Origin of the sequence: Pseudomonas putida (assembly GCF_050990305.1) — a bacterium.
GTDB lineage: Bacteria > Pseudomonadota > Gammaproteobacteria > Pseudomonadales > Pseudomonadaceae > Aquipseudomonas > Aquipseudomonas putida_AH.
This window is the reverse complement of sequence record NZ_CP158817.1, coordinates 4,502,918-4,528,014: the sequence shown is the minus strand read 5'-3', so window position 1 is coordinate 4,528,014 and position 25,097 is coordinate 4,502,918. Positions and strand designations below refer to the sequence as shown.

The following is a 25,097-nucleotide window of genomic DNA, read 5'->3' as shown; positions in this document are numbered from 1 at the left end:
TTCAACATCGATGTCGACAGGTATACCGCTATCGCGAGCAAGCTTTGCTCCTACAGGGGAATTCCCGCCTGATAAGTATTCCCATTCATTAATTTTTCCGGTCTGCATTCGTTCTACAGGGACGACGTGCCTTTGTGCTTCCCGCCACTGATCCGGATACCCAGAAATGAATGCTGAAGACGCCTTGAAACTTGCTCGCCGGTTTATCGGGTTGCCCCTGCAAAAGCGCCAGATGTTCCTTGCGGCCTTGAACAAGGAGGGCGTGGAGTTCGCCCGGTTTCCGATTCCTGCCGGGGTCGAGGCCGAGGACCGCCAGGCACTGTCCTATGCCCAGCAACGCATGTGGTTCCTCTGGCAACTGGACCCGCACAGCGGCGCCTACAACCTGCCGGGTGCAGTGCGCCTGACCGGTCGCCTGAACCTGCCTGCACTGGAGCAGGCCTTCGCCAGCGTGGTGGCGCGTCACGAAACCTTGCGCACGGTGTTTGTCTCGCAGGCCGATGACAGCTTGTTGCAAATGCCGGCGACGGCGCCGTTGGTGATCGATCAGGTGGATTTCAGCACGCTGCCGGCCGCAGGGCGTGAACGGGCAGTCGCTCAAGCAGCCGAACAGCAATCGGTGCAGCCGTTCGACCTGGGAACCGGTCCGCTGCTACGCGTCACCTTGCTCAAGCTCGCCGAACAGGAACACGTGCTGCTGCTGACCCTGCACCACATCGTCTCCGACGGCTGGTCAATGAACGTGCTGATCGACGAATTCATCCGCTGCTACGACGCCTTCGATGCCGACGCGCAACCGCAATTGCCGCCCCTGCCGATCCAGTACAGCGACTACGCCCTGTGGCAGCGCCGCTGGCTGGAGGCGGGCGAGCAGGCTCGCCAACTGGAGTACTGGCAGGCGCAACTGGGCAGCGAGCATCCGGTGCTGGAACTGCCCACCGATCACCCGCGCCCGGCGATGCCGAGCTTTCGCGGCACCCGCTTCGAGTTCGCCGTCGACGGGCAACTGGCCGAACAACTGCGGGCCACCGCGCAGAAACACAACATCACTCTGTTCATGCTGCTGCTCGGCGCCTTCAACGTGCTGCTGCATCGTTACACCGGGCAGAGTGACATCCGCGTCGGCGTGCCGATTGCCAACCGCAACCGCGCCGAAATCGAAGGCCTGATCGGCTTCTTCGTCAACACCCAGGTGCTGCGCACCCAGCTGGATGGCCAGACCCGGGTTGACGAGCTGCTGCAACGAATCAAAGATACCGCCCTCGGCGCCCAGGCCCATCAGGACCTGCCGTTTGAGCGTTTGGTGGAAGCGCTGAAACTGGAGCGCAGCCTCAGCCACACGCCGCTGTTCCAAGTGATGTACAACCACCAGCCGCAGGTGGCGGACATTTCCACCGTCACCACGCAATCCGGCCTAGCGCTGAGCGCGATCGAATGGCAGGGGCGCACCACCCAGTTCGACCTGACTCTGGATACGTACGAGAAGGGTGGCAAGTTGCACGCCGCACTGACCTACGCCAACGACCTGTTCGACGCGGCGACCATCGCGCGCATGGCGCAGCACTGGACGCACCTGCTGCAAGGCATGGTGAGCGACGCATCGCAACGCATCAGCGACCTGCCGATGCTGGAGCAGGCTGAATACCAGCGCATCGTCCATGACTGGAACTCTGCCGACGACAGCTTCGAACAGGACCTGTGCATTCATGAACTGATCGAGCAGCAAGTCGCGGCCACCCCGGATGCACTGGCCGCGACGTTCAACACCACGCAACTGACCTATCGCGAACTCGACACCCAGGCCAACCGCCTGGCGCACAAACTGATCGAACTCGGTGTCGGCCCGGAAGTGCGGGTCGGCGTGGCCATGCAGCGTTCCGAACAGCTGCTGGTCGCTTTGCTGGCGGTGCTCAAGGCCGGCGGCGCCTACGTGCCGCTGGACCCGGATTACCCGGCGGACCGCGTCGCCTACATGCTTGAAGACAGTCGCGCACGGGTGCTGCTGACCGAACAATCGGTCGCCGCGACACTGGCCGTGCCGGACGGAACAACCCTGTTGCTGCTCGACAACATCGAACTGGCGAATGACCCGATCAGCGCCCCGACCACCCACGTCACGCCCGACAACCTGGCCTACGTGATCTACACCTCCGGCTCCACCGGCAAGCCCAAGGGCGTGGCCATTGCCCATCGCAACGTACTGGCGCTGATCGATTGGTCGCAAACGGTGTATAGCCGCGACGACATTCAAGGCGTGCTGGCCTCGACCTCGGTGTGCTTCGACTTGTCGGTGTGGGAGCTGTTCGTGACCCTGGCCAACGGTGGCTCGGTGATCATCGCCCGCAACGCCCTGGAACTGCCGCTGCTGCCGGCCCGGAATCAGGTACGCCTGATCAACACCGTGCCGTCGGCGATCAACGCGTTGCAGCGCGACGGCCAAATCCCGTCGAGCGTGCGCATCATCAACCTGGCCGGTGAGCCGTTGAAGCAAAGCCTGGTGGACGCGCTCTATCAGCAATCGACCGTCGAGCACGTCTACGACCTCTACGGCCCCTCGGAAGACACCACCTATTCCACCTGGACCCGCCGCGAAGTTGGCGGTCGCGCCAACATCGGCCACCCACTCAAGCACACCGCCAGCTACTTGCTGGACGCCGACCTGCAACCGGTGCCCCAAGGCGTGTCCGCCGAGCTGTACCTGAGCGGCGCCGGCATCACCCGTGGGTATCTGGCGCGACCGGGCCTGACCGCCGAGAAGTACGTACCGAATCCGTTCTCCAACACAGGCGAGCGCCTGTATCGCACCGGCGACCTGACCCGTTATCAAGCCGACGGCAGCCTGCAATACGTCGGCCGCATCGACCATCAGGTCAAGGTGCGCGGTTTCCGTATCGAGCTGGGCGAAATCGAGGCACGGCTGCTGCAACAGGACGTGGTGTGCGAATTGGCGGTATTGGCTCAGGATGGTGCCAGCGGTCAGCAACTGGTGGCCTGGATCGTGCCCAGCGATGCGGCGTTGCTCGATGATGACGACGCGCAGACGAGCCTGCGAGAGTCCTTGAAAGCAGCCCTGCGTCAGCATCTGCCGGACTACATGGTCCCGGCCTTCCTGCTATTCCTCGACCACCTGCCGCTGACACCCAACGGCAAGCTCGACCGCAAAGCCCTGCCGGCTGTTGACGGCAGCACCCAACAACACAAACACGTTGCGCCGCGCAGCGAACTGGAAAAATCCCTCGCGGCGATCTGGCAGGACGTGCTGACCATCGACAACGTCGGCCTGGAGGACAATTTTTTCGAACTGGGCGGCGACTCCATCGTCTCCATGCAAGTGGTCAGCCGCGCCCGTCAGGCCGGCATCGTCCTCAGTCCCAAGGACCTGTTCCAGCACCAGACCATTCGCAGCCTGGCGCAAGCCGCTCGTAGCGGCGAACTAGCCCAGATCGACCAAGGCCCGGCGGTTGGCGCGGTAGCGCTGGCACCCGTGCAACAGTGGTTCTTCGAGCAAAAGATCCCCGAGCGTCAGCACTGGAACCAATCGCTGTTGCTGGTGCCGCGAGTGCCGTTGAACGTCGAGACGCTGGAGCGCGCCCTGGAACAACTGTTGACCCATCACGACAGCCTGCGCCTGCGTTATCAACAGGCCGACGGCGACTGGCAGCAAGCCTATGCCGCGCCGACTACCGATTCGGTGCTGTGGCGCCGTGAAGTGTCATCGGCCCAAGCGCTGAACACACTGTGCGATGACGCCCAGCGCAGCCTCGACTTGCAGAACGGCCCATTGCTGCGTGCATTGCATGTCGCCCTGGCCGACGGCAGCGAACGATTACTGCTGGTGGTTCACCACCTGGCCGTGGACGGCGTGTCCTGGCGCGTGTTGCTCGAAGACCTCCAGCAGTTCTACAACGGCGCGCAAGCGCCTGCGAAAACCAGCAGCTACCAACGCTGGATCGCACGTTTGCAGGATCACCTTCCGGCCTTCGAAAACAGCCTCGAGCACTGGCAGACCCAACTGCAAGACGCCCCCATCGATCTGCCGTGCGAACGCCCGAACGGCGCGCTGGAAAACCGTTTCGAACACAAACTCGAAATTAAGCTCAACACCGAACAAACCCGCCAGCTGTTGCAACAGGCCCCGGCGGTCTACCGCACCCAAGTCAACGACCTGCTGCTGACCGCCCTGGCCCGCGCCGTGTGCCGCTGGAGCGGGCAGGGCAGCACGCTGATCCAGCTCGAAGGCCACGGCCGCGAAGACCTGTTCGACGACATCGACCTGACCCGCACCGTCGGCTGGTTCACCAGCCTGTTTCCGGTCAATCTCAAGCCTGGCGTCGATCTCGGCGCCTCGATCAAAGCCATCAAGGAACAACTGCGCAACGTTCCGGAAAAAGGTTTGGGCTACGGCGCGCTGCGCTACCTCGGCAGCGCACAGACCCGCGCCGAATTGGCGGCTCTGCCGCAACCGCGCATCACCTTCAACTACCTGGGGCAGTTCGACCGTCAGTTCGATGAGGGCGCACTGTTCACCCCCTCCAGCGAAGGCAACGGCATCGCGCAAGATCCAAAGGCACCGCTGGGCAACTGGCTGGTGGTCGAGGGGCAGGTCTACGGCGGCGAGCTGTCCCTGAGCTGGGGCTTCAGCCGCGAAATGTTCGACATCGCGACCATCCAGCGTCTGGCCGACGACTACGCCCAGGAACTCAGCGCACTGATCGAGCACTGCTGTGCCCTTGAGTCACCGCAGGCCACGCCATCGGACTTCCCGCTGGCGCGCATCGATCAGGTGCAACTCGACGCACTGCCGTTGGCTGTCGCCACTCTCGAAGACCTGTACCCGCTGTCGCCGATGCAGCAGGGCATGCTCTTCCACACCCTGCACGAACCCGAGGTCGGCGCCTACATCAGCCAGTTGCGCCTCGATATCGGCGGCCTGGACACCGAGCGTTTCGCCCGATCCTGGCAAGCTGCGATCGAACGCCACGCCATCCTGCGCAGCAGCTTCCACTGGCAAGGCCTGGACACCGCGCATCAGGCGATTACCCGTCAGGTCGCGTTGCCCCTCGAAGTGCTGGAAGCCACCGATACCGATGCACTGGCCGCCGCCGAACGCGCCCAAGGTTTCGAGCTGGGCACGGCACCGCTGTTTCGCCTGAAGCTGGTGCGCACCGACGCCAATGACTGGCACCTGATCTACACCAGCCATCACATCCTGATGGACGGCTGGAGCAACGCGCAGTTGTTGGCCGAAGTGATCCAGCACTACGCCGCCGGCCAATCGCTGCCGACGCCCACCGGGCAATACCGCGATTACCTGGGCTGGTTGCAGCAGCAATCGGCCGAGGCGGGCGAGCAGTTCTGGAAAGCCGCGCTGACACCACTGGAAACCCCGACGTTGCTGGCCGAAGCCCTGCGTCCACCGGTGGGCGGCGAGGGTACTGGCGAACATCACGCAAGTCTCGACAGCCGCGCGACCCAACGTCTGGCCGAGTTCGCCCGCGAGCAGAAAGTCACCCTCAATACCCTGCTGCAAGCGGCATGGAGCCTGTTGCTGCAACGCTATACCGGCCAGGATTGCGTGGTGTTCGGCGCCACCGTGGCCGGGCGTTCCGCGCCGTTGCCGGGGATCGAGGAGCAGCTCGGCCTGTTCATCAACACCTTGCCGCTGGTGTGCGCGATCAAGCCGGACCAAACCGTCAGCCAATGGCTGGGCGAACTGCAAGGCCTGAACTTGGCCATGCGCGAGTTCGAACAGGTGCCGCTGTACGACATTCAAGGTTGGGCGGGGCAACAGGGGGCGGCACTGTTCGACAGCCTACTGGTGTTCGAAAACTTCCCTGTGGCCCAAGTGCTGAAACAAGGCGCGCCGGCCGGGCTGTCGTTCGGCAACCTGCACAACCACGAGCGCACCCACTATCCGCTGACCCTCGGCGTCGAACTGGGCGAAGGCCTGGGCCTTGAGTTCAGCTACGACGCGGCGCGGTTCAGCGCCAAACAAATCGCCCAGCTATCGGCCAGTTTGCAGCAGCTGCTGACGCAACTGATGATGGCGCCGGACGCCGCGTTGGGCTCATTGGAGCTGCTCGACGTCGACAGCAAAAACACGGTACTCGCGATCAGCCAACCACCGGCAATCGAGTTATCCACAACGCTGCTGGCCCACGAACAAATCGCCGAGCAAGCCGCTGCCCATCCGGATGCACTGGCGTTGCAGGTCGAAGGTCAAACCCTCACCTACGCTGAACTCGATGCTCAAGCCAACCACCTGGCCCAACGTCTGATCGACCACGGCGCCGGCCCCGGCAAGCGTGTCGGCCTGGCCATGCGTCGCGGCCCGCAACTGATCGTCAGCCTGCTGGCCGTCCTGAAAAGCGGCGCCGCCTACATCCCCCTCGACCCGAAATACCCCACCGAACGCCTGTCCTACATGATCGAAGACAGCCGCCTGGACCTGCTGCTGCACGACTCCCAAGACACCACAACCCCTGTGGGAGCGGGCTTGCTCGCGAAGGCGGCCTTACAGTCGACATCTATGTTGAATGTACCGGCCTCTTCGCGAGCAAGCCCGCTCCTACAGTTTTTTGTGTCGCGCCTTGGCACGGTGACCGACATGCCCCCTGTAGGAGCCGAGCTTGTCTCCGGGCGGCGTTCCGACGATAGCGTCCGCCCAGCCACCGAAGATCTGGCCTACATCATCTACACCTCCGGCTCCACCGGCCAACCCAAAGGCGTCGCCATCACCCACGCCGCCTTGCGCGAGTTCTGCCAAACCGCCGCCGACTACTCAAACCTGTCGTCCACCGACCGCGTCCTGCAATTCGCCACCTTCAGCTTCGACGGCTTCGTCGAACAATGCTTCCCGGCACTCTGCGTCGGCGCGGCACTGATCATGCGCGGCGACGACCTGTGGGACGCCGGCCGACTGGCCAGCGAAATCGTCGAACAAGGCGTGACCGTCGCCGACTTGCCCGCCGCCTACTGGTTCCTGCTGGCCCGCGAATGCGCCAGCGGCACGGTGCAACACCTCGGCAACTTGCGCCAAGTCCACGTCGGCGGCGAAGCGATGTCGGTGGAAGGCCTGCGCCTGTGGCATCAGGCCGGCCTGAGCCACGTGCGCCTGCTCAACACCTACGGCCCGACCGAGGCGACGGTGGTGTCCAGCGTTCACGAGTGCCAGTTGAGCGATGCCAGCGACGCTTTCGGCATTCCCATCGGTCACGCCATCGCCGGGCGTTCGCTGTACGTACTGGATTCGGCCGGTCAACTCTTGCCTGCCGAGGGCGTCGGCGAATTGTGCATCGGCGCCCCGGCCTGCCTGGCGCAAAGCTACTTCAACCGACCGGCACTGACCGCCGAACGCTTCCTGCCGGACCCGTTTGCCCGCGAACCGGGGGCGCGGCTGTACCGCAGCGGCGACCTGGCGCGCTACAACGCCAACGGCGATCTTGAATACGTCGGGCGCATCGACCATCAGGTGAAGATTCGCGGTTTGCGCATCGAAATGGGCGAGATCGAAGCCTGCCTGCAAGCCCGGGATGACGTACGCGAAGCCGCCGTCATCGCCCAGGACGGCACGCAGCTGGTGGCCTATGTCGTGGCCAGCGGCACGTTGGTTTGCCAAGCGGTTTATCTGGAAGGCCTTAAAGCCGCGCTGCGCCAGTCGCTACCGGACTACATGGTGCCCAACCACATCGTCCTGCTGGACAAACTGCCGCTGAACAACAACGGCAAGCTCGACCGCAAGGCCTTGCCACGGGCGCACGCCAACACTGCACAGCGCGCGTTCATTGCCCCGGTCGAAGGCCTGGAAACGCAACTGGCGCAGATCTGGCAGGAAGTTTTGCAGGTCGAGCAAGTGGGCCGCGACGACAACTTCTTCGAGCTGGGCGGGCACTCGTTGCTGGTGCTGCAAGTGATCTCCCGCGTGCGCCAGCAACTGCAACTTGAACTGTCGGTGAGCAGCCTGTTCTCCGCCGCGAACCTGAAGGCATTTGCCGAGCGTGCCGCACAAGCGACGGCCAGCGCTCAACCGCCGCTGCAACGCGCAGCGGACGATCTGCCGCGCATCTTGTCCTACGCCCAACAGCGCCAGTGGATTCTCTGGCAACTGGACCCGCACAGCGCGGCCTACAACATTCCGGCGGCGCTGCGCCTCAAGGGCTCGCTCAATCGCGCGGCTTTGCGTAAAGCCTTCGCGCAGTTGCAAGTCCGCCACGAAACCCTGCGCACCACCTTCGAACAGGACGGCCAGCAAGTCCGTTCGGTGGTACACATCGACTTGCCGTTGCAATTCAACGAACAGCCAATCGATGAATCGGCGATCAACAGCGCCGTGGCCGACGCCATCGCCCAACCGTTCGACCTGCGCCACGGCCCGCTGTGGCGTGTGCTGTTGCTGCAAGTGGGCGCCGAAGACCATGTGCTGGTGCTCACGGTGCACCACATCGCCGCCGATGGCTGGTCAATGCAGGTGATGGTCGACGAATTCAGCGCGCTGTATCAGGCGGCCGTTGAACAGCGTGAAGCCGGCCTTGCACCACTGCCGGTGGCCTACAGCGATTACGCCCGCTGGCAGCGCGACTGGCTGGAAGCCGGAGAGGGCGCGCGACAACTGGCCTGGTGGCGTGAGCAACTGGACGGCAACCAGGCACTGCTGCAATTACCCAGCGAACTGAGCCGCCCGGCTCGTCGCAGCGAGCGCGGTGCCAGCCTGACGCTCAACGTGGATCGCCAGTTGCTCGCCGGTCTGCACCAGCGCGCGCAGGAGCAGCAAGTGACGTTGTTCATGCTGTTGCTGGCCAGTTTCCAGACCTTGCTTCATCGTCAGAGCGGGCAGTCGGGCATCAGCGTCGGCGTGCCGAGTGCCGGACGTTCACGCCTGGAAACCGAAGGCCTGATCGGCTTCTTCATCAACACCCAGGTGCTGCGCGCCGAGATCGATGGGCAGCAACCATTCAGCGCGTTGTTGCAGCAAGTCAAACGCACCGCGTTGGCAGCGCAAGCCCATCAAGACCTGCCGGTCGAGCAACTGGTCGATGCCTTGCAGCCGGACCGCAGCCTCAACCACAGCCCGCTGTTCCAGGTGCTCTACAACCATCAGCAACAGCTGGGGGCCAGCGTCGAACGTACCGTGGCCGGCTTGCAGGTCGAGCGCCTGCACTGGCAGCAACACACCGCGCAATTCGACCTGGTACTCGATACGCAAGAGCAGGGCGATGAGCTGGACGCGAGCCTGAGCTACGCCACCGATCTGTACGACGAAGCGTCGATGCAGCGCTTCGCCGAACAATGGCTGAACCTGCTGCGCGCAGTAGTTGCCGACCCGCAGCAGCGCATCGCCGAACTGCCGCTGCTGCAAACGCAGCAATACGGCGACTTGATCCAGCACTGGAACCCGGTGTTCGAGGTACAACCGAAGTCGCCAACCCTTCATCAGTTGTTCGAAGCCCAAGCCGCACAACGACCCACCGCCATCGCCCTGAGCCACGAAGGCGAGCACCTGAGCTACGCCGCCCTCAACGCCCAGGCCAACCGCCTGGCGCGCAAGCTGCGCGAGCAGGGTGTCGACCCGGAAGTGAAAGTCGGTATCGCCACCGAGCGGGCGATTCCACTGGTGGTTGGCTTGCTGGCGATCCTCAAGGCCGGTGGCGCCTACGTGCCGTTGGACCCGCAATACCCGGCCGAGCGCCTGAGCTACATGATCGAAGACAGCGGCATCGCGCTGCTGTTGACCCAGTCGCACCTGATTGACGGCTTGCCGGTCCGGGACGACGTGCAAGTGCTGGACCTGACGTCCTTGTCACTGGAAGGCTACGCCAGCGACAACCTGCCCACCCTGTCGACCCCGGACAACCTGGCCTACGTCATCTACACCTCCGGCTCCACCGGGCGGCCGAAGGGCGCGTTGCTCAGCCATGGCAACGTCGGGCGTCTGCTGAGCGCCACCGCCGCCGAGTTCAACTTCGGCGCGGATGATGTCTGGACCCTGTTCCATTCCTACGCCTTCGATTTCTCGGTATGGGAACTGTTCGGTGCGCTGTGCACCGGTGGGCGTTTGGTGATCGTGCCGTACTACATCAGCCGCGAGCCGCAGGCGTTCCACCAACTGCTCTGCGACGAAGGCGTGACGGTGTTGAACCAGACCCCGACTGCGTTCCGCCAGTTGCTGCCGATTGCCTGCGCCAGCCCGCAACACCTGGCGCTGCGTCAGGTGATATTCGGCGGCGAAGCGCTGGAAGTCGCCAGCCTGCGGCCATGGTTCGAACGCTTCGGCGACCAGCAACCGACCTTGGTGAACATGTACGGCATCACCGAAACCACGGTGCACGTGACCTACCGCGCGATCAGCCGGGTCGACCTCGACGCCAAGGCGCAAAGCCCCATCGGCCTGCCGATTCGCGACCTGCGCTGGTACTTGCTCGACAGCCAGTTGCAACCCGTGCCGGTGGGCGTGGCGGGGGAGTTGTACATCGCCGGCGCCGGTCTGGCCCGGGGGTATCACGGGCGCTCTGGGCTGACCGCCGAGCGCTTCGTGCCGAGCCCGTTCGACCCGGCCCAGCGTCTGTACCGCAGTGGCGATCTGGCGCGCCAGCGCGGCGACGGCAGCATCGATTACCTGGGCCGCATCGACCAGCAAGTGAAGATTCGCGGTTTCCGCATCGAGTTGGGCGAAATCGAAGCGGCGGTGCTCGCTCAACCGGGTGTGCGTCAGGCGGTGATCAGCGTGCACGCCGGCGACGGCGGTCCACAGCTGTACGCCTACGTGGTGGCCGAACAGACCCCATCCGATCCGACCATCTGGCGCGACGAGATGCGCGCCGCGCTCAAGGTCGATCTGCCGGACTACATGGTGCCCAGTCATTGGCTGCTGCTCGACGACCTGCCATTGACCGGCAACGGAAAACTCGACCGCAAGGCCTTGCCGCTGCCGGATGCCGAAGCCTGGAATCGCTCGTTCGAAGCCCCCGAAGGCGAACTCGAACAGCAACTGGCCGCGATCTGGGCCGAAGTGCTGGGCGTGGCCCGGATCGGCCGGCGCGACAACTTCTTTGAATTGGGCGGGCATTCGCTGCTCGCCGCCCAGGCCAGTGCCCGCGTGGAACTGGAGCTGGGCATCGAGCTGCCGCTGCGCGCGCTGTTCGAAAGCCACGACCTTCAGGCATATGCCGCCCTGGCCGGGCAACACGCCCCGACTGACAACGATGCACGTCTGGAGGCGCTCGAGTCGCTTTTGGACGAGATGGAGTTCAATTGATGGAACACAGCACTGCCCAGCGTATTGCCACCCGTTTTGCGGCCCTGCCTGCGGACAAGCGCCGAGAATTTCTGCTGAAGATGCAGGAACAGGGCGTGAGCTTCGGCCAGTTGCCGATCCCGCCCGCCGCCGAGCCACTAGCGACCTTCGAGCTGTCTTACGCGCAGCAACGCCAATGGTTCCTCTGGCAGCTCGATCCACAAGGCAGCGCCTACAACATTCCCGCCGCCTTGCGCCTGCAAGGTCCGCTGAATGTGCTGGCGCTGCAACACAGCTTCGACGTGCTGCTGGAGCGTCACCAGAGCCTGCGCAGCCGTTTCGTCGAGGATGACGGGCGAGTGATGCAAACACTGGCGTCGTCCGCCTCGCTGTCCATCGAGCAACATGATTTGCGCGACGAGCCGCAACCTTTCGAGTCGGCGATGAAAAAGGTCGAAGAAGAAATCGCCCGGCCGTTCGATCTGCAACACGGCCCGCTACTGCGCGTCAGCCTGCTGCAACTGGATGCCGAGGACCATGTGCTGGTGCTGACCCTGCACCACATCGTCACCGACGGTTGGTCGATGGGCGTGCTGGTGGAAGAGTTTTCCCGTCTCTACGCCGCCCATTGCCAAGGGCATGGCGCGGAACTGGAAGCGCTGCCGATTCAGTATTCGGACTATGCCGCGTGGCAGCGTCGATGGATGGAAGCGGGGGAGCTGGAGCGTCAACTGGACTGGTGGAAGGAGAAACTCGGCGGCGAACAACCCCTGTTGGAACTGCCCACCGACCGCCCACGCCCGGCGCAACCGAGTCAGCAGGGTGCACGTCTGGATTTTGCCCTGGATAGCGTACTGTCCAGTGGTTTGATGGCACTGGCCAAGCAGCGCGGCGTCACGCCGTTCATGCTGTTGCTGGCGAGTTTTCAGACCTTGCTCTACCGCTACAGCGGCCAGTCCGACCTGCGCATCGGCGTACCCATCGGTAACCGTAACCGCGCGCAAACCCAACGCCTGATCGGCTTCTTCGTCAATACCCAGGTGATGCGCGCCGAGCTAGATGGGTGTCTGCCGTTCAGCCAGTTGTTGGAGCAGACACGCGCCGCGTCGCTGGATGCCCAGGACTATCAGGACCTGCCGTTCGAGCGTCTGGTGCAGGCGCTGCAAGGCGAGCGCAGCCTCAGCCACAGTCCGCTGTTCCAGGTGATGTTCAATCACCAGCAAGCCCGGCCGGCAGCGGTCAGTGGCTTGCTCGCCGGCCTGCGCGTCGAAGCATTGAACGCAACGGCGCCCACTACCCAATTCGACCTGCAACTGGACACCCAGGAAGAGGGCGACCAGTTGTTCGCCAGCCTGACCTACGCCACCGAACTGTTTGACGCCGAGCGCATCGAGCATCTGGCCCGGCATTGGCGCAACTTGCTGGCCGGCGTGTTGGCTAACCCGCAAACCCCGATTGCCGAATTGCCGTTGCTGGACGCCGACGAGCGCCTGCATATCCTCGATGACCTCAACGACACCGCCACGAGCTATCCCGGAGAAGTTTGCGTACAGCGGCATTTCGAAGAACGGGTCATCGAAAACCCTGACGCGACGGCATTGGTGTTCCAGGGCCAGAGCCTGAGCTATGCCGAACTGAACCGGCGCGCCAACCGTCTGGCCCATCACCTACGTACCCAAGGTGTCGGTCCGGAAGTGATCGTCGGCATCGCCTGCGAGCGCTCCTTCGAAATGGTCGTCGGCCTGCTGGCGATCCTCAAGGCCGGCGGCGCCTACGTGCCGCTGGACCCGGAATACCCCCGGGATCGCCTGAGCTACATGATCGAGGACAGCGGCATATCGCTGTTGCTGACCCAGGACCATTTGCTGGCGCAACTGCCGACCCCGGACAGCGTGCGCACCCTGTGCCTGCAAGCGGACGCCGACTGGCTGAGCGAACTGCCGGCTACCGATCTCGTCAATCTGGCGCTGGCCGAAAACCTCGCCTACATGATTTACACCTCCGGCTCCACCGGCAAACCCAAGGGCGCCGGCAACCGCCACATTGCGCTGCACAACCGCCTGGAGTGGATGCAAGCCGCCTACAACTTGCAGTCGAGTGATCGCGTGCTGCAAAAAACGCCGTTCAGTTTCGACGTGTCGGTGTGGGAGTTTTTCTGGCCGCTGATGAAAGGCGCGACGCTGGTGATCGCAGCTCCCGGCGAACATCGCGACCCGCAACGCCTCGCCGCGCTGATCATCGAACAGGCGATCACCACGCTGCACTTCGTGCCGTCGATGCTTTCGGCCTTCATCGCCGCCGACGAAGCGCTGGCCTGCACCTCACTGACCCGGATCATTTGCAGCGGCGAAGCGCTGCCGATGGAGCTGCAACGCCAGACCTTGCGCAGCCTGCCGCTAGCCAACCTGTACAACCTGTATGGCCCGACCGAAGCGGCCATCGACGTCACCCATTGGACCTGCGTCGAAGAGGGACGCGACAGCGTGCCGATCGGTCGGCCGATCGCCAACCTGCGCACCCTGATCCTCGACAGCGAACTGCAACCGTTGCCGTTGGGTGCGGTGGGTGAGTTGTACCTCGGCGGCGTCGGCCTGGCGCGCGGTTACCACCGTCGCGGTGCGCTGACCGCCGAGCGTTTCGTGGTCGACCCGTTCGGCAGCGGCGAGCGCCTGTACCGAACCGGTGACCTGGCGCGCTACCGCGCCGACGGCGCCATCGACTACTGCGGGCGCATCGACCATCAGGTGAAAATTCGCGGCCTGCGCATCGAATTGGGGGAAATCGAAGCGCGGCTGCAAGAACACGCCGAAGTGCAGGAGGCCGTGGTGCTGGCCCTCGACAGCCCGAACGGCAGGCAACTGGTGGCCTACGTCGTGCCGCAGGATCGTGCGCTGGTTAGCGCCGATGCCGAACGCCAAGGCGCGTGGCGCGAAGCCCTGAAGAGCCATCTGCTCGTTAGCCTGCCGGACTACATGGTGCCGGCGCAGACCGTGCTGATCGAACAAATGCCCCTGAGCCCCAACGGCAAACTGGAGCGCAAGCGCCTGCCGGCACCGACCGCACAGATCAGCCAGCGCGCCTTCGAAGCGCCACGCAGCGAGCATGAAAAAGTCCTGGCGCAGATCTGGCAGGACGTTCTGGGCGTCGAGCAGGTCGGGCGTCAGGACAACTTCTTCGAACTGGGCGGCGATTCGATCATTTCGATTCAGGTGGTCAGCCGTGCGCGCCGCGCCGGCCTGAGCCTGCAACCGCGCGACCTGTTCCAGCAGCAAACCCTGCAAGCCTTGGCCGCCGTAGTCAAGGAACAAGCCGCACCGCTGGCGCAACAAGGGCCGGTGGACGGTGTGCAAACACTTACGCCAATCCAGCGCTGGTTCTTCGAAGAACCGATCCCGCAACGCGCCCACTGGAACCAGGCGGTGTTGCTGACCCCGCGCGAAACCCTCGACCTGCCACGCCTGCAAGGCGCCTTGCAACGCTTGCTCAAGCAGCACGACGCCCTGCGCTTGCGCTTCAGTCAGGTCGATGGTCAATGGTCGGCGCGCTACGTCGGTGCCGACAGTGCCGACGTCATCGACATGCTCTGGACTGCCCGCGTGGCCAGCGATACCTCGCTGGAATCGGTGTGCGACGAAGCCCAGCGCAGCCTCAGCCTGCAAGACGGGCCGTTGCTGCGGGTGGCGCTGATCGGTCAGGCGGACGGTTCGCAACGCTTGCTGTTGGTCATCCACCATTTGGCGGTGGACGGTGTTTCGTGGCGGGTACTGCTGGAAGATTTGCAGGCGGCCTATCAAGGTCAGGAGCTGCCACCGAAGACCAGCGCATTCCAGACTTGGGCGGACAAACTCGAGGCCTATGCACGTTCCGAAACGGCCAACAATGAATTGCACTGGTGGCAGGACCATTTGGCCGGGGCCAGCGATTCGCTGCCCGCCGCCCATGCGCAGGCCAGCCAAGCTGGGCATCTTCGTCAGGGCGTCAGCATCGGTCTGACCCGTGAACAAACAACGCAATTGCTGCAACAGGCCCCGGCGATCTACCGCACGCAAGTCAACGACCTGCTGCTGACCGCGCTGGCCCGCACCCTCAGCCGCTGGACCGGCCATGAATCGGCACTGATCCAACTCGAAGGCCATGGCCGCGAAGACCTGTTCGACGACATCGACCTGACGCGCACCGTGGGCTGGTTCTCCAGCCTGTTCCCGGTTTGCCTGACGCCGACTGCCGATCTGGCGGGTTCGATTAAGGCTATCAAGCAGCAATTGCGCGAAATCCCCGGCAAAGGCCTGGGCTACGGTTTGCTGCGCTACATGGGCGATGCCACCGCACAAGCCGCGCTGGCCGCGTTGCCGCAAGCAAGGGTGACCTTCAACTACCTCGGCCAGTTCGACCAGAGCTTCGCCGAAGACGCGCTGTTCACCCCGGCTCGCGAGTCCAGCGGCGCCGCGCAATCGGCGGACGCACCGCTGCCCAACTGGCTGTCGGTGGACGGTCAGGTGTATGGCGGTGAACTGAAGCTGGACTGGACCTTCAGCCGCGAATGCTTCGACCGCCGCGAGATCGAAACGCTGGCCGCCGACTTCCACACTCAATTACTGGCGCTGATCGAGCATTGCCTGAGCGAGGGCGCGGGCGGCGTGACCCCGGCGGACTTCCCGCTGGCGCGTCTGACTCAGGCGCAACTCGATGGCTTGCCGGTCAAGCCTGCGCAGATCGAGGATCTGTATCCATTGTCGCCAATGCAGGCGGGACTGCTGTTTCACAGCCTGTACGAGTCTGAATCCGGCGCCTATGTGAACCAGCTCAGCGTCGAAGCCCGAGGTTTGGATGCCGAACGTCTGGGCCGCGCCTGGCAAGCGGCGCTCGACAGTCACGCCATCCTGCGCAGCAGTTTCCACTTCCCCGAAGGTTTCGAAGCGCCGGTACAGCTGGTGCACCGTCATTTGCAACTGCCGATGACCTGCCTCGACTGGCGTGGCCGTGACGATCAGCAACAGGCGCTGGCGCAACTGATCGACAGCGAACGCCTGCAACTCGACCCAACCCGTGCACCGCTGATGCGGCTCGCACTGGTGCGTCTGGACGATGAACGCCAGCAGCTGATCTACACCCACCACCACCTGTTGCTCGATGGCTGGAGTAATTCGCTGCTGCTCAGCGAAGTGCTGCAACGTTACGCCGGGCAGCAAGTGCAGGCGCCGACCGGGCGTTTCGCCGACTACATCGGTTGGCTGCAGCGTCAGGATGCCGAGGCTGATGAGTTGTTCTGGCGCGGGCAATTGGCGACGCTGGATAACCCGACCCTGCTGGCCGAGAGCCTGGCCTACAACAATCCTTCGGACACTGAATTTTCAGACCTTCGCCAGACCTTCGACGTCGCCACCAGCCAGCGCTTCAACAATTTTGCCCGTCAGCAAAAAGTGACGCTCAACACGCTGGTACAGGGCGCCTGGGCATTGCTGCTGCAACGCTACAGCGGTCAACGCAGCGTCGCGTTCGGCGCCACGGTGGCGGGGCGTCCGGTGGACTTGCCGGGCGCGGAAAGCCAGCTCGGCCTGTTCATCAACACCTTGCCGGTGATCAGCAGCCCGGATGCGGTGGAAAGCGTCGAGCAATGGCTGAACCGATTGCAGGCGCAGAACCTGGAACTGCGTGAACACGAATTCACCGCGCTGGGCGACATCCAGCGCTGGGCCAGGCGTGCCGGCGAGCCGTTGTTCGACAGCCTGCTGGTGTTCGAGAACTTCCCGGTGGCCGAAGCGCTGCAACAGGGCGCGCCGGCGGGCCTGAGCTTCTCCATCCCGCAGAACCACGAACGCACCAACTTCCCGCTGACCATTGCCGCCACCGCCGAAAGCCAGTTGTGCCTGAACTGGAGCTACCAGTGCAGCCACTTCAGCCATGACGCCATCTTGCGCATGAGCGAGCACCTGGCGGCGTTGCTGGCAGCGATGGTTGCCGCGCCACAGACGGCCCTAAGTGAACTGGACCTGCTGACCCCGCCGGAGCGTGCGCAACAGTTGATCGAATGGAACCCGGCGTTCACCGCCGAGCAAAACCCTTTGTGCGTGCATCAGTTGATTGAAGCCCAGGCCGAGATTCGCCCGAATGCCACGGCGCTGATCTTCAACGATCTGGAGCTCACCTTCGACCAACTCAATCGCCGTGCCAACCAGTTGGCCCATCGCCTGCGTGAACTGGGCATCGGCCCGGAAGTGCGGGTCGGCCTGGCGATGCAGCGTTCGCCCGAGATGATCATCGGCCTGCTGGCGATCCTCAAGGCCGGCGGCGCCTACGTGCCGCTGGACCCGGCCTATCCGGCGGAGCGCCTGAGTTATCTGATGGCGGACAGCGGCATTTCCCTGCTGGTCAGCCAATCCTGGCTGCGGGAAAAGCTGCCATTGCCCGAAGGCTTGCCAGTGCTGGACATCGACCGCGAACCGCAGGCGACCATGCCCGAGACCAACCCGGTCAACCTGACCTGCGGCGAAAACCTCGCCTACCTGATCTACACCTCGGGCTCCACCGGTCGGCCCAAAGGCGTGAGCGTGGCCCACGGCCCGCTGGCCATGCACTGCGTGAAGATCGGCGAGCTGTACGGCATGACCCCGGACGACCGCGAACTGCAATTCGCCTCGATCAGCTTTGACGGCGCCCACGAACGCTGGCTGACCCCGCTGGTGTTCGGTTCGGCGGTGATACCCCGCGACGATGAGTTGTGGAGCGTGGAGCGCACCTGCGCCGAGATCGAAAAACACGGCATCACCATCGCCTGCTTCACCCCGACTTATCTGGGGCAGATCGCCGATTTCATGGGCGAAGCCGGGCGTGATCTGCCGATCCGCTCCTACACCCCGTGCGGCGAGGGGATGGCCAAGCATGCGTTTGACGAAGTGCAGCAGGTACTGCAACCCAAGCGCCTGATCAACGGCTATGGCCCGACCGAGACGGTGATCACGCCGCTGATCTGGCTGGCCTATCCGGACACCGAATTCGACTCGGCCTTCATGCCGATTGGTCGGCCGGTGGGCAATCGCAGTGCCTACATTCTCGATGGCGGCTTGCAGCCATTGCCGGTGGGTGTGGCGGGCGAGTTGTACCTGGGCGGCGAGGGCGTTGCCCGTGGTTATCACCAACGTCCGGAGCTGACTGCTGAACGTTTCGTGCCTGATCCGTTCGTGCCGGGTGGGCGTCTGTATCGCAGTGGCGATTTGGCGCGGTTCCGGGCCGATGGCGTGGTGGAATATCTGGGCCGGATCGACCAGCAGGTGAAGATTCGCGGTTTCCGTATCGAACTGGGTGAAATCGAAGCCTGCCTGGTCGAACACGAAGGCGTGCGTGAGGCCTTTGTGATTGACCGTGACGGCCCGGCGGGTCGTCAGTTGGTTGGCTACGTGGTGCCTCGCGATCCGCTGGCCGATGAACAGGCTTTGCGTGACGCGTTGACCGCGCACCTGCGCAGCCGGTTGCCGGCGCACATGTTGCCGGCGCATTTGATGTGCCTGGCGGCGTTGCCGCTGACGCCGAATGGCAAGCTGGATCGTCAGGGCTTGCCGGCGCCTGAAGCGACTCGCCAGCGTGAGGCTCAGGTGGCCGCTGCGTCGCCCGCAGAAGCGTTGTTGGTGGAGATCTGGAAGGAGTTGCTGGGTCTGGAGTCGGTGGGCGTCACCGAGAACTTCTTCGAGCTGGGCGGTGACTCGATCATCTCCCTGCAAGCGGTGAGTCGCGCCGGGCAGCGTGGGCTGGTGTTCAGTCCGAAGCAGTTGTTCGAGCAGCAGACCATTCGTGCCCTCGCGGCGGTGGCCAGTAGCCGCGAAGCCACGCTGGTCGAAGCGCCGAAGGTTGAAGCCTTTGCGCTTGTAGCGCACATCGATAGGGCGGCCCGTGAAGGTCTGCAGGATCTGTATCCACTGTCGCCCATGCAGCAGGGCATGTTGTTCCACTGCCTCGATTCACCGGAACTCAACCCTTACGTCAACCAGTTGAGCGTCGAGGTCGACGGCTTGCAGGTGCCGCGTTTCCGCGCGGCCTGGCAGGCGTTGATCGAGCGTCACGAAGTGCTGCGCGCGGCTTTCCGCTGGCACGATGGTTTGGCCGATCCGCTGCAAGCGGTGTTCGCCGAAGTCGAGTTGCCTATCGAAGAGCTCGACTGGCGCGAACGCACGGACACAGAACGTGCGCTGCGCGAACTGGCAGAAGCCGAGCAGGCCAAGGGCTTCGACCTGAGCTGCCCGCCGCTGATGCGCTTCGTGCTGGTGCGCCTGGATGAGGCGCGTTACCAGATGATCTGGGTCTACCACCACCTGCTGCTGGACGGCTGGAGTGCGTCACGTCTGCTGGGCGAGATGCTGCGCCTGTATCACCACGACAGTCTGCCGGCACTGACCGGTCGTTACGCCGACTACATCGCCTGGCTGCAACGCCAGGACGACGCACAGGCCGAAGGCTTCTGGCGCGAGCGCCTGGCGCAGCTTGAAGCACCGACCATTCTGGCCAAGGCTTCGGGGGCATCGGGCGCCGGCCACGGCGTAATGTACAGCGACCTCGACGCCCAAGCCACGGGCAAGCTGCACCGCTTCGCCAAGCGTCAGCGCGTGACCTTGAACACCTTGGTGCAAGGCGCCTGGCTGTTGTTGCTGCAACGCCACAGTGGTCAACGCAGTGTGGCGTTCGGCGCCACGGTGGCAGGGCGTCCGACGGGGTTGGCCGGGGCGCAGGACATGCTCGGGCTGTTCATCAACACCTTGCCGGTGATCCAGACCCTCGACCCGCAGCAACGGCTGGGCGAGTGGCTGCGCCAGTTGCAGGACTACAACCTGAGCGTGCGCGACTACGAGCACACGCCGCTGTCCGATATCCAACGCTGGGCCGGGCAAGGCGGACAGGGACTGTTCGACAGCATCATCGTCTTTGAGAACCATCCGGTGGATCGTGCCTTGAAGGGCGGTGAGGAGGGCGAGTTGCGCTTTACCGATGTCGGCAGCGGTGGTGTGACCAACTTCCCGATGGACTTGATGGTCAGTGCCAACGATGAAGGTTTGGAAGTCGAGTATTTGTACCTGCGTGATCGCTTCAGCGAGGTGGAAGTGGAGCGGATTCGTGCACAGTTGGAAGGTTTGTTGCGTGCGTTGCCGGAGGATGCGGATTGTCTGCTGGGCAATATCGGTTTGCCCGAGGCGCGTTTGAGCTTGCCGCAGGCGTCTGATGATCAGGCTGATTTGTTGGAGAGCTTCAATCGGCATGTGCTTGAGCAGCCGGAGAAAGTCGCGCTGTTTTGCGAGGATCGCGAAGTCAGTTATGCACAGCTTGAGGTGCAGGCCAACGGTCTGGCGCGGGAACTGATCGCTCGCGGTATCGGCGCCGAAAGCCTGGTGGCGGTGGCATTGCCGCGCTCCGAACGCACGATTGTCGCGTTCCTTGCGGTGCTCAAGGCCGGTGCGGCTTATCTGCCTTTGGACTTGGCGTATCCAGCGGAACGACTGGCTTACATGCTCGGCGATTCGGCGGCGAGCCTGCTGATTTGCGACAGCGATCTGGGTGAGCGTCTGACTCTGGCCGACAGCCCGCCGCGTTTGCTGCTCGATCAACTGAACGTTGCCGACGGCGTTGCATGCCCGATTGCCAACCCGCTGCCGGGGCATCTCGCCTACCTGATCTACACCTCCGGTTCCACCGGCCAGCCCAAGGGCGTGGCCGTGGCGCGGGGACCGATTGCCCGGCATTGCCGAAGCATCATCGACCTCTACGAACTGGCCCCGCACAGCCGCGAACTGCATTTCATGTCGTTCGCTTTCGACGGTGCCCAGGAGCGCTGGCTCAGCGTGTTGCTGGCCGGTGGCAGCCTGGTGATCCGCGAGGACAACCTGTGGACCCCGGAACAAACCCTGCAAGTGCTGCATCGCCACAACGTCACCGTGGCCTGCTTCCCGCCGGCGTACCTGCAACAGATGGCCGAAGTGGCCGAACGCCTGGGCAATCCGCCGGCGGTGCAGGTGTACTGCTTTGGCGGCGACGCGGTGCCGGATGCCAGCTTCGAACAGGTTAAGCGCGCGTTGCGTCCACAGCGTCTGGTCAATGGTTACGGCCCGACCGAAACCGTGGTCACACCGCTGCTGTGGCGTGCCGAGGCCAGCGAAAGCTGTGAAGCGGCTTACGCGCCGATTGGTCGTGGGGTGGCGGGGCGTGGCCTGTACATCCTCGATGCCGATCTCAATCCGTTGCCGGTAGGCGTCAGCGGCGAGCTGTATTTGGGCGGCGAATGTCTGGCCCGTGGATATCACCAGCGCCCGGGCCTGAGCGCCGAGCGTTTCATTCCCGATCCGTTCGAGGCTGGCGGGCGCATGTACCGCACCGGTGATCTGGTGCGCCAGCGTGAGTGCGGCTTGTTCGACTACCTCGGGCGGCTGGATCAGCAAGTGAAAATTCGGGGTTTCCGCATCGAACTGGGCGAGATCGAAGCGCGCCTGCGCGACTGTGCCGATGTGCAGGATGCCGCCGTGGTCGTACACGACACGCCGACCGGCAAACAGTTGGTCGGTTATGTGGTGGCGGTTGGCGCGGTCGGGCTGGATCGTCGCTTGAAGGCCGAGCTGCAAGCACAACTGCCGGACTACATGGTGCCCGCGCGGATCCTGGTGCTGGAGCGCTTCCCGCTGTCGGCCAACGGCAAGCTTGACCGCCGCGCACTGCCGCAGCCGGAATGGGCGCTGGGTGGTTATCGTGCACCGCGCAACGCCCTGGAAACCGCGCTGGTTTCGATCTGGCAAGCCGTGCTCGGCGTACCGCAAGTGGGCATCGACGACAACTTCTTCGAACTGGGCGGTGATTCGTTGCAGGTGCTCAAGGTCATCTCGCGGGTGCGCAGCCAGCCTGAGTTGGGCTTCGAACTGAAGCTGCGGGATTTAATGCAGAAACCGTGCATCGCCGAACTCAGCGGTTATCAGGCCGTCGAGGCTTCGAGCGCGCCGGACCCGTTGCTGGCCTTGAATGGCCGGGTCGGCAACGTGCCTGCGCTGTTCTGCCTGCACGCCGGTTTCGGCACGGTATTCGACTACGAACCGCTGGCGCGGCGACTGGAAGGCCGGCGCACGGTATACGGCCTGCAATGCCGGATGCTGCTCGATCCGCAGTGGCAGGATGAGTCGTTGTTGGCCATGGCCCAGGCCTATGCGCAACGGATTCGCGTGCAGCAACCGGAAGGTCCGTACTACTTGCTGGGCTGGTCGCTGGGTGGTGCGCTGACGCAGTTGGTGGCCCATGAACTGGAGGCGCAAGGTCAGGCGGTGGCCTTCGCTGGGCTGGTCGACAGCTACGTGGCAGGCACGGCGGAAGCGGGGGACTGGCGTGAAGATCTGGCGGACTTCCTGAAGTTTGTCCTCGGTCATCCGTTTGAAGAGGCACAGGCGCTGATTGCCTCGAAAACCGTCGATCTCAACGAACGTGACGGCGCCGCCGTGGTGATCGAAGCGGCCATGCACGGCTCCAACGGCCATGCAGCATTGGGTGCGAGCGAGCTGACGCAAATCTTTGCCACCGGTTCATCCCTCAAGCAACTGGCCCTGGCGCAACGGCGACTGCCGAAAGTGCAGGTCGCGGCGCACCGCTGGTGGGTGGCCGGGCGTGACGACGAGCGCCGGGTGTTCGAGGCGCAGGTCGGCCGTCACGGTGTGGATCGGTTACTGGCCGGTGGGCACTACGAGTTGCTGCGCGGCGAGCAATTGCTCGACGAGCTTGAACAGCTGTTAGAACACCGCACGGCCACTGCCTAAAAATGGCCCTGGGGATTTACCTGTGGCGAGGGGATTTATCCCCGTTGGACTGCGCAGCAGGCCCGCTTTTTTGGAGGCGCTTGAACAACTTTTAGAGCGCCGCCAAGCCATCGCCTAAAACACAATCCCCTTGTAGGAGCGAGGCTTGCCCGCGAAGGCGTCCCCGAGATCGCCTTCGCGGGCAAGCCTCGCTCCTACAGGTCCTATTTTCGCCGATCTATTTAAGGATTCCCCCCATGCCCGTACTACCAGAACTCGAAGCCTTCCTCGAACTCGCCGAATTCGGCCGCCTCACCGGCAAAAGCCGCCCCATGCACCAACAAACCCCGCAACAGGCACGCATCGACTTCGAAGCCGCCTCAAGCTTCCTCGACACGCCACTGGACACCATCACCTGCGAACACTTCACCATCCCCGCCCGCGACGGCCACAACCTGCCCGCACGCCTGTACCGCAACGGCCCAACAGTCGAAGGCCTGCAACCGGTGATGCTGTACTTCCACGGCGGCGGCTACGTGGTCGGCAGCCTCGATTCCCACGATGCACTGTGCCGTCGCCTAGCCGCCCAGGGCGGCTTCGCCCTGCTGACCGTGGATTACCGCCTGGCGCCAGAATGGAAATTTCCAACCCCGGTGCAGGACGCTTGCGACGCCGGCAACTGGCTGGTGCGCGAAGGTGCTGCATATGGTTTGGACACAACACGCGTGGCACTGGCCGGCGACAGCGTCGGTGCAACCCTGGCCACCGTCCTGTCGCTGATCGCCGTCCGCCAACCGCAAGAACTGACCCTCAAACCCAAGGCCCAACTGCTGGTCTACCCGGTCACCGACGCCACCACCCACCGCGCCTCCCACCGGGATTTCGCCGAAGGCTACCTGCTGGAAACGCCGACGTTGGATTGGTTCTACGGCCACTACGCGCGCACCCCCGAAGACCTCGCTGACTGGCGCTGCTCGCCCTTGCTGGCGGACGATCTGTCGGGTGTGGCCCCAGCGCTGGTGTACCTGGCCGGGCATGATCCGTTGCATGACGAAGGGCTGGCGTATGCCGAGCGGCTGCGGGCGGCGGGGAATGAGGTGACGTTGCTGGAGCAGCCGGGGATGACCCATGACTTTTTGCGCATGGCGGGGTTTTTGGGGGAGGTGGCGGGGATTCATGCCGAGGTGGCGGGGTGGGTGCGGTCGCGGTTGTGAAGTCAACAGAAGATCAAAAGATCGCAGCCTGCGGCAGCTCCTACATTGGAATGCGTTCTCCTGTAGGAGCTGCCGCAGGCTGCGATCTTTTTGGTGGGTTCACTGCCATCATCGCGGGCAAGCCTGCTCCCACAGGATTTTTGCCGAACACAACATTTGCGAACGACTCGGTAACTGTGGGAGTGGGCTTGCCCGCGATGGCGGCATTACAGATACCTAATATCTTGCGAGCAGGCTCCGTCCGGAAAGCTTGTTTAACGGCTGTCAGCGTTACTTCATGAAAGCCACAGTTTCTTGCGTCGTTGCCTACGGTTACGCCAGAATCCGCCGGCTTGTGCGCCTTGGGGTCGGGTTTTATCGTTTGCCGGTCGCTGAAAAAGACAGCGATCGGGTTTGGTAGCCCGTCCCGATATGGCGCACAGCGTCACCTTTCTATGGTGACCATGCGCAGGGCACCTTCGGGTGCGCCGGGTTTGCCATATGGGCCGGTCTACCAACCTTCGTATGGTCACCACCCTCGTTTGGTAGCGAGGGTGATGGCTCCATCAGTCCCATATGGAGTTTCATCTATGTTCAAGCCAACCCCCAATCCCCCGGTAATCGACCCCGATCGCATCCCCTCAGCCGCCGACATCAACGCCACCCCCCGCACCCTCGACACCACCTTCATCGTCAACCCCGACCTCGACACCGAAACCCTGCTGGCCCATGCCTGTGAATCGCTGGCGTCGGCCAATGTCATGACCCTGGATCTGGCGGATCGCATGGAGGGGAGCAGTCGTAATACGTTGTTGGGGATTGCTCAGGTGATCATGTTGGGGGAGTTGGCGGTGAATCGGGCGTTGGATCGGATTGAGTCGGCGCAGTAGCCGATGTTTGATCGGGTTTTTGTGTTGTTTCGACAAT

At 63.7% G+C, this 25,097-nt stretch carries 4 protein-coding genes; all 4 read left to right on the top strand.

Features of this window, described 5'->3' with window-relative positions; genetic code table 11:
- Window positions 1-166 precede the first annotated feature (166 nt).
- The 4 genes from ABTV22_RS20225 to ABTV22_RS20210 all read left to right on the top strand — a co-directional run bounded on the left by ABTV22_RS20225 (window position 167) and on the right by ABTV22_RS20210 (window position 25,060).
- Window positions 167-11,251: an amino acid adenylation domain-containing protein gene (locus tag ABTV22_RS20225; RefSeq protein ID WP_433736261.1), complete on the top strand. Its 11,085-nt coding sequence runs from the start codon at window positions 167-169 to the stop codon at window positions 11,249-11,251.
- A complete protein-coding gene (locus ABTV22_RS20220) occupies window positions 11,251-22,998 on the top strand; it encodes a non-ribosomal peptide synthase/polyketide synthase (RefSeq protein ID WP_433736260.1) in 11,748 nt (3,915 codons plus the stop codon). Before ABTV22_RS20225 ends, ABTV22_RS20220 begins: the two co-directional genes overlap by 1 nt.
- A 236-nt stretch (window positions 22,999-23,234) precedes the next feature.
- Window positions 23,235-24,191 (top strand): alpha/beta hydrolase, encoded by a 957-nt coding sequence (locus ABTV22_RS20215; protein ID WP_433736259.1) that lies wholly within the window; start codon window positions 23,235-23,237, stop codon window positions 24,189-24,191.
- Window positions 24,192-24,760: 569 nt separating this feature from the next.
- Entirely contained in the window at window positions 24,761-25,060 is a 300-nt protein-coding gene (locus tag ABTV22_RS20210; protein WP_433736258.1) for a DUF6124 family protein, read from the top strand.
- The last annotated feature ends 37 nt before the right edge of the window (window positions 25,061-25,097 follow it).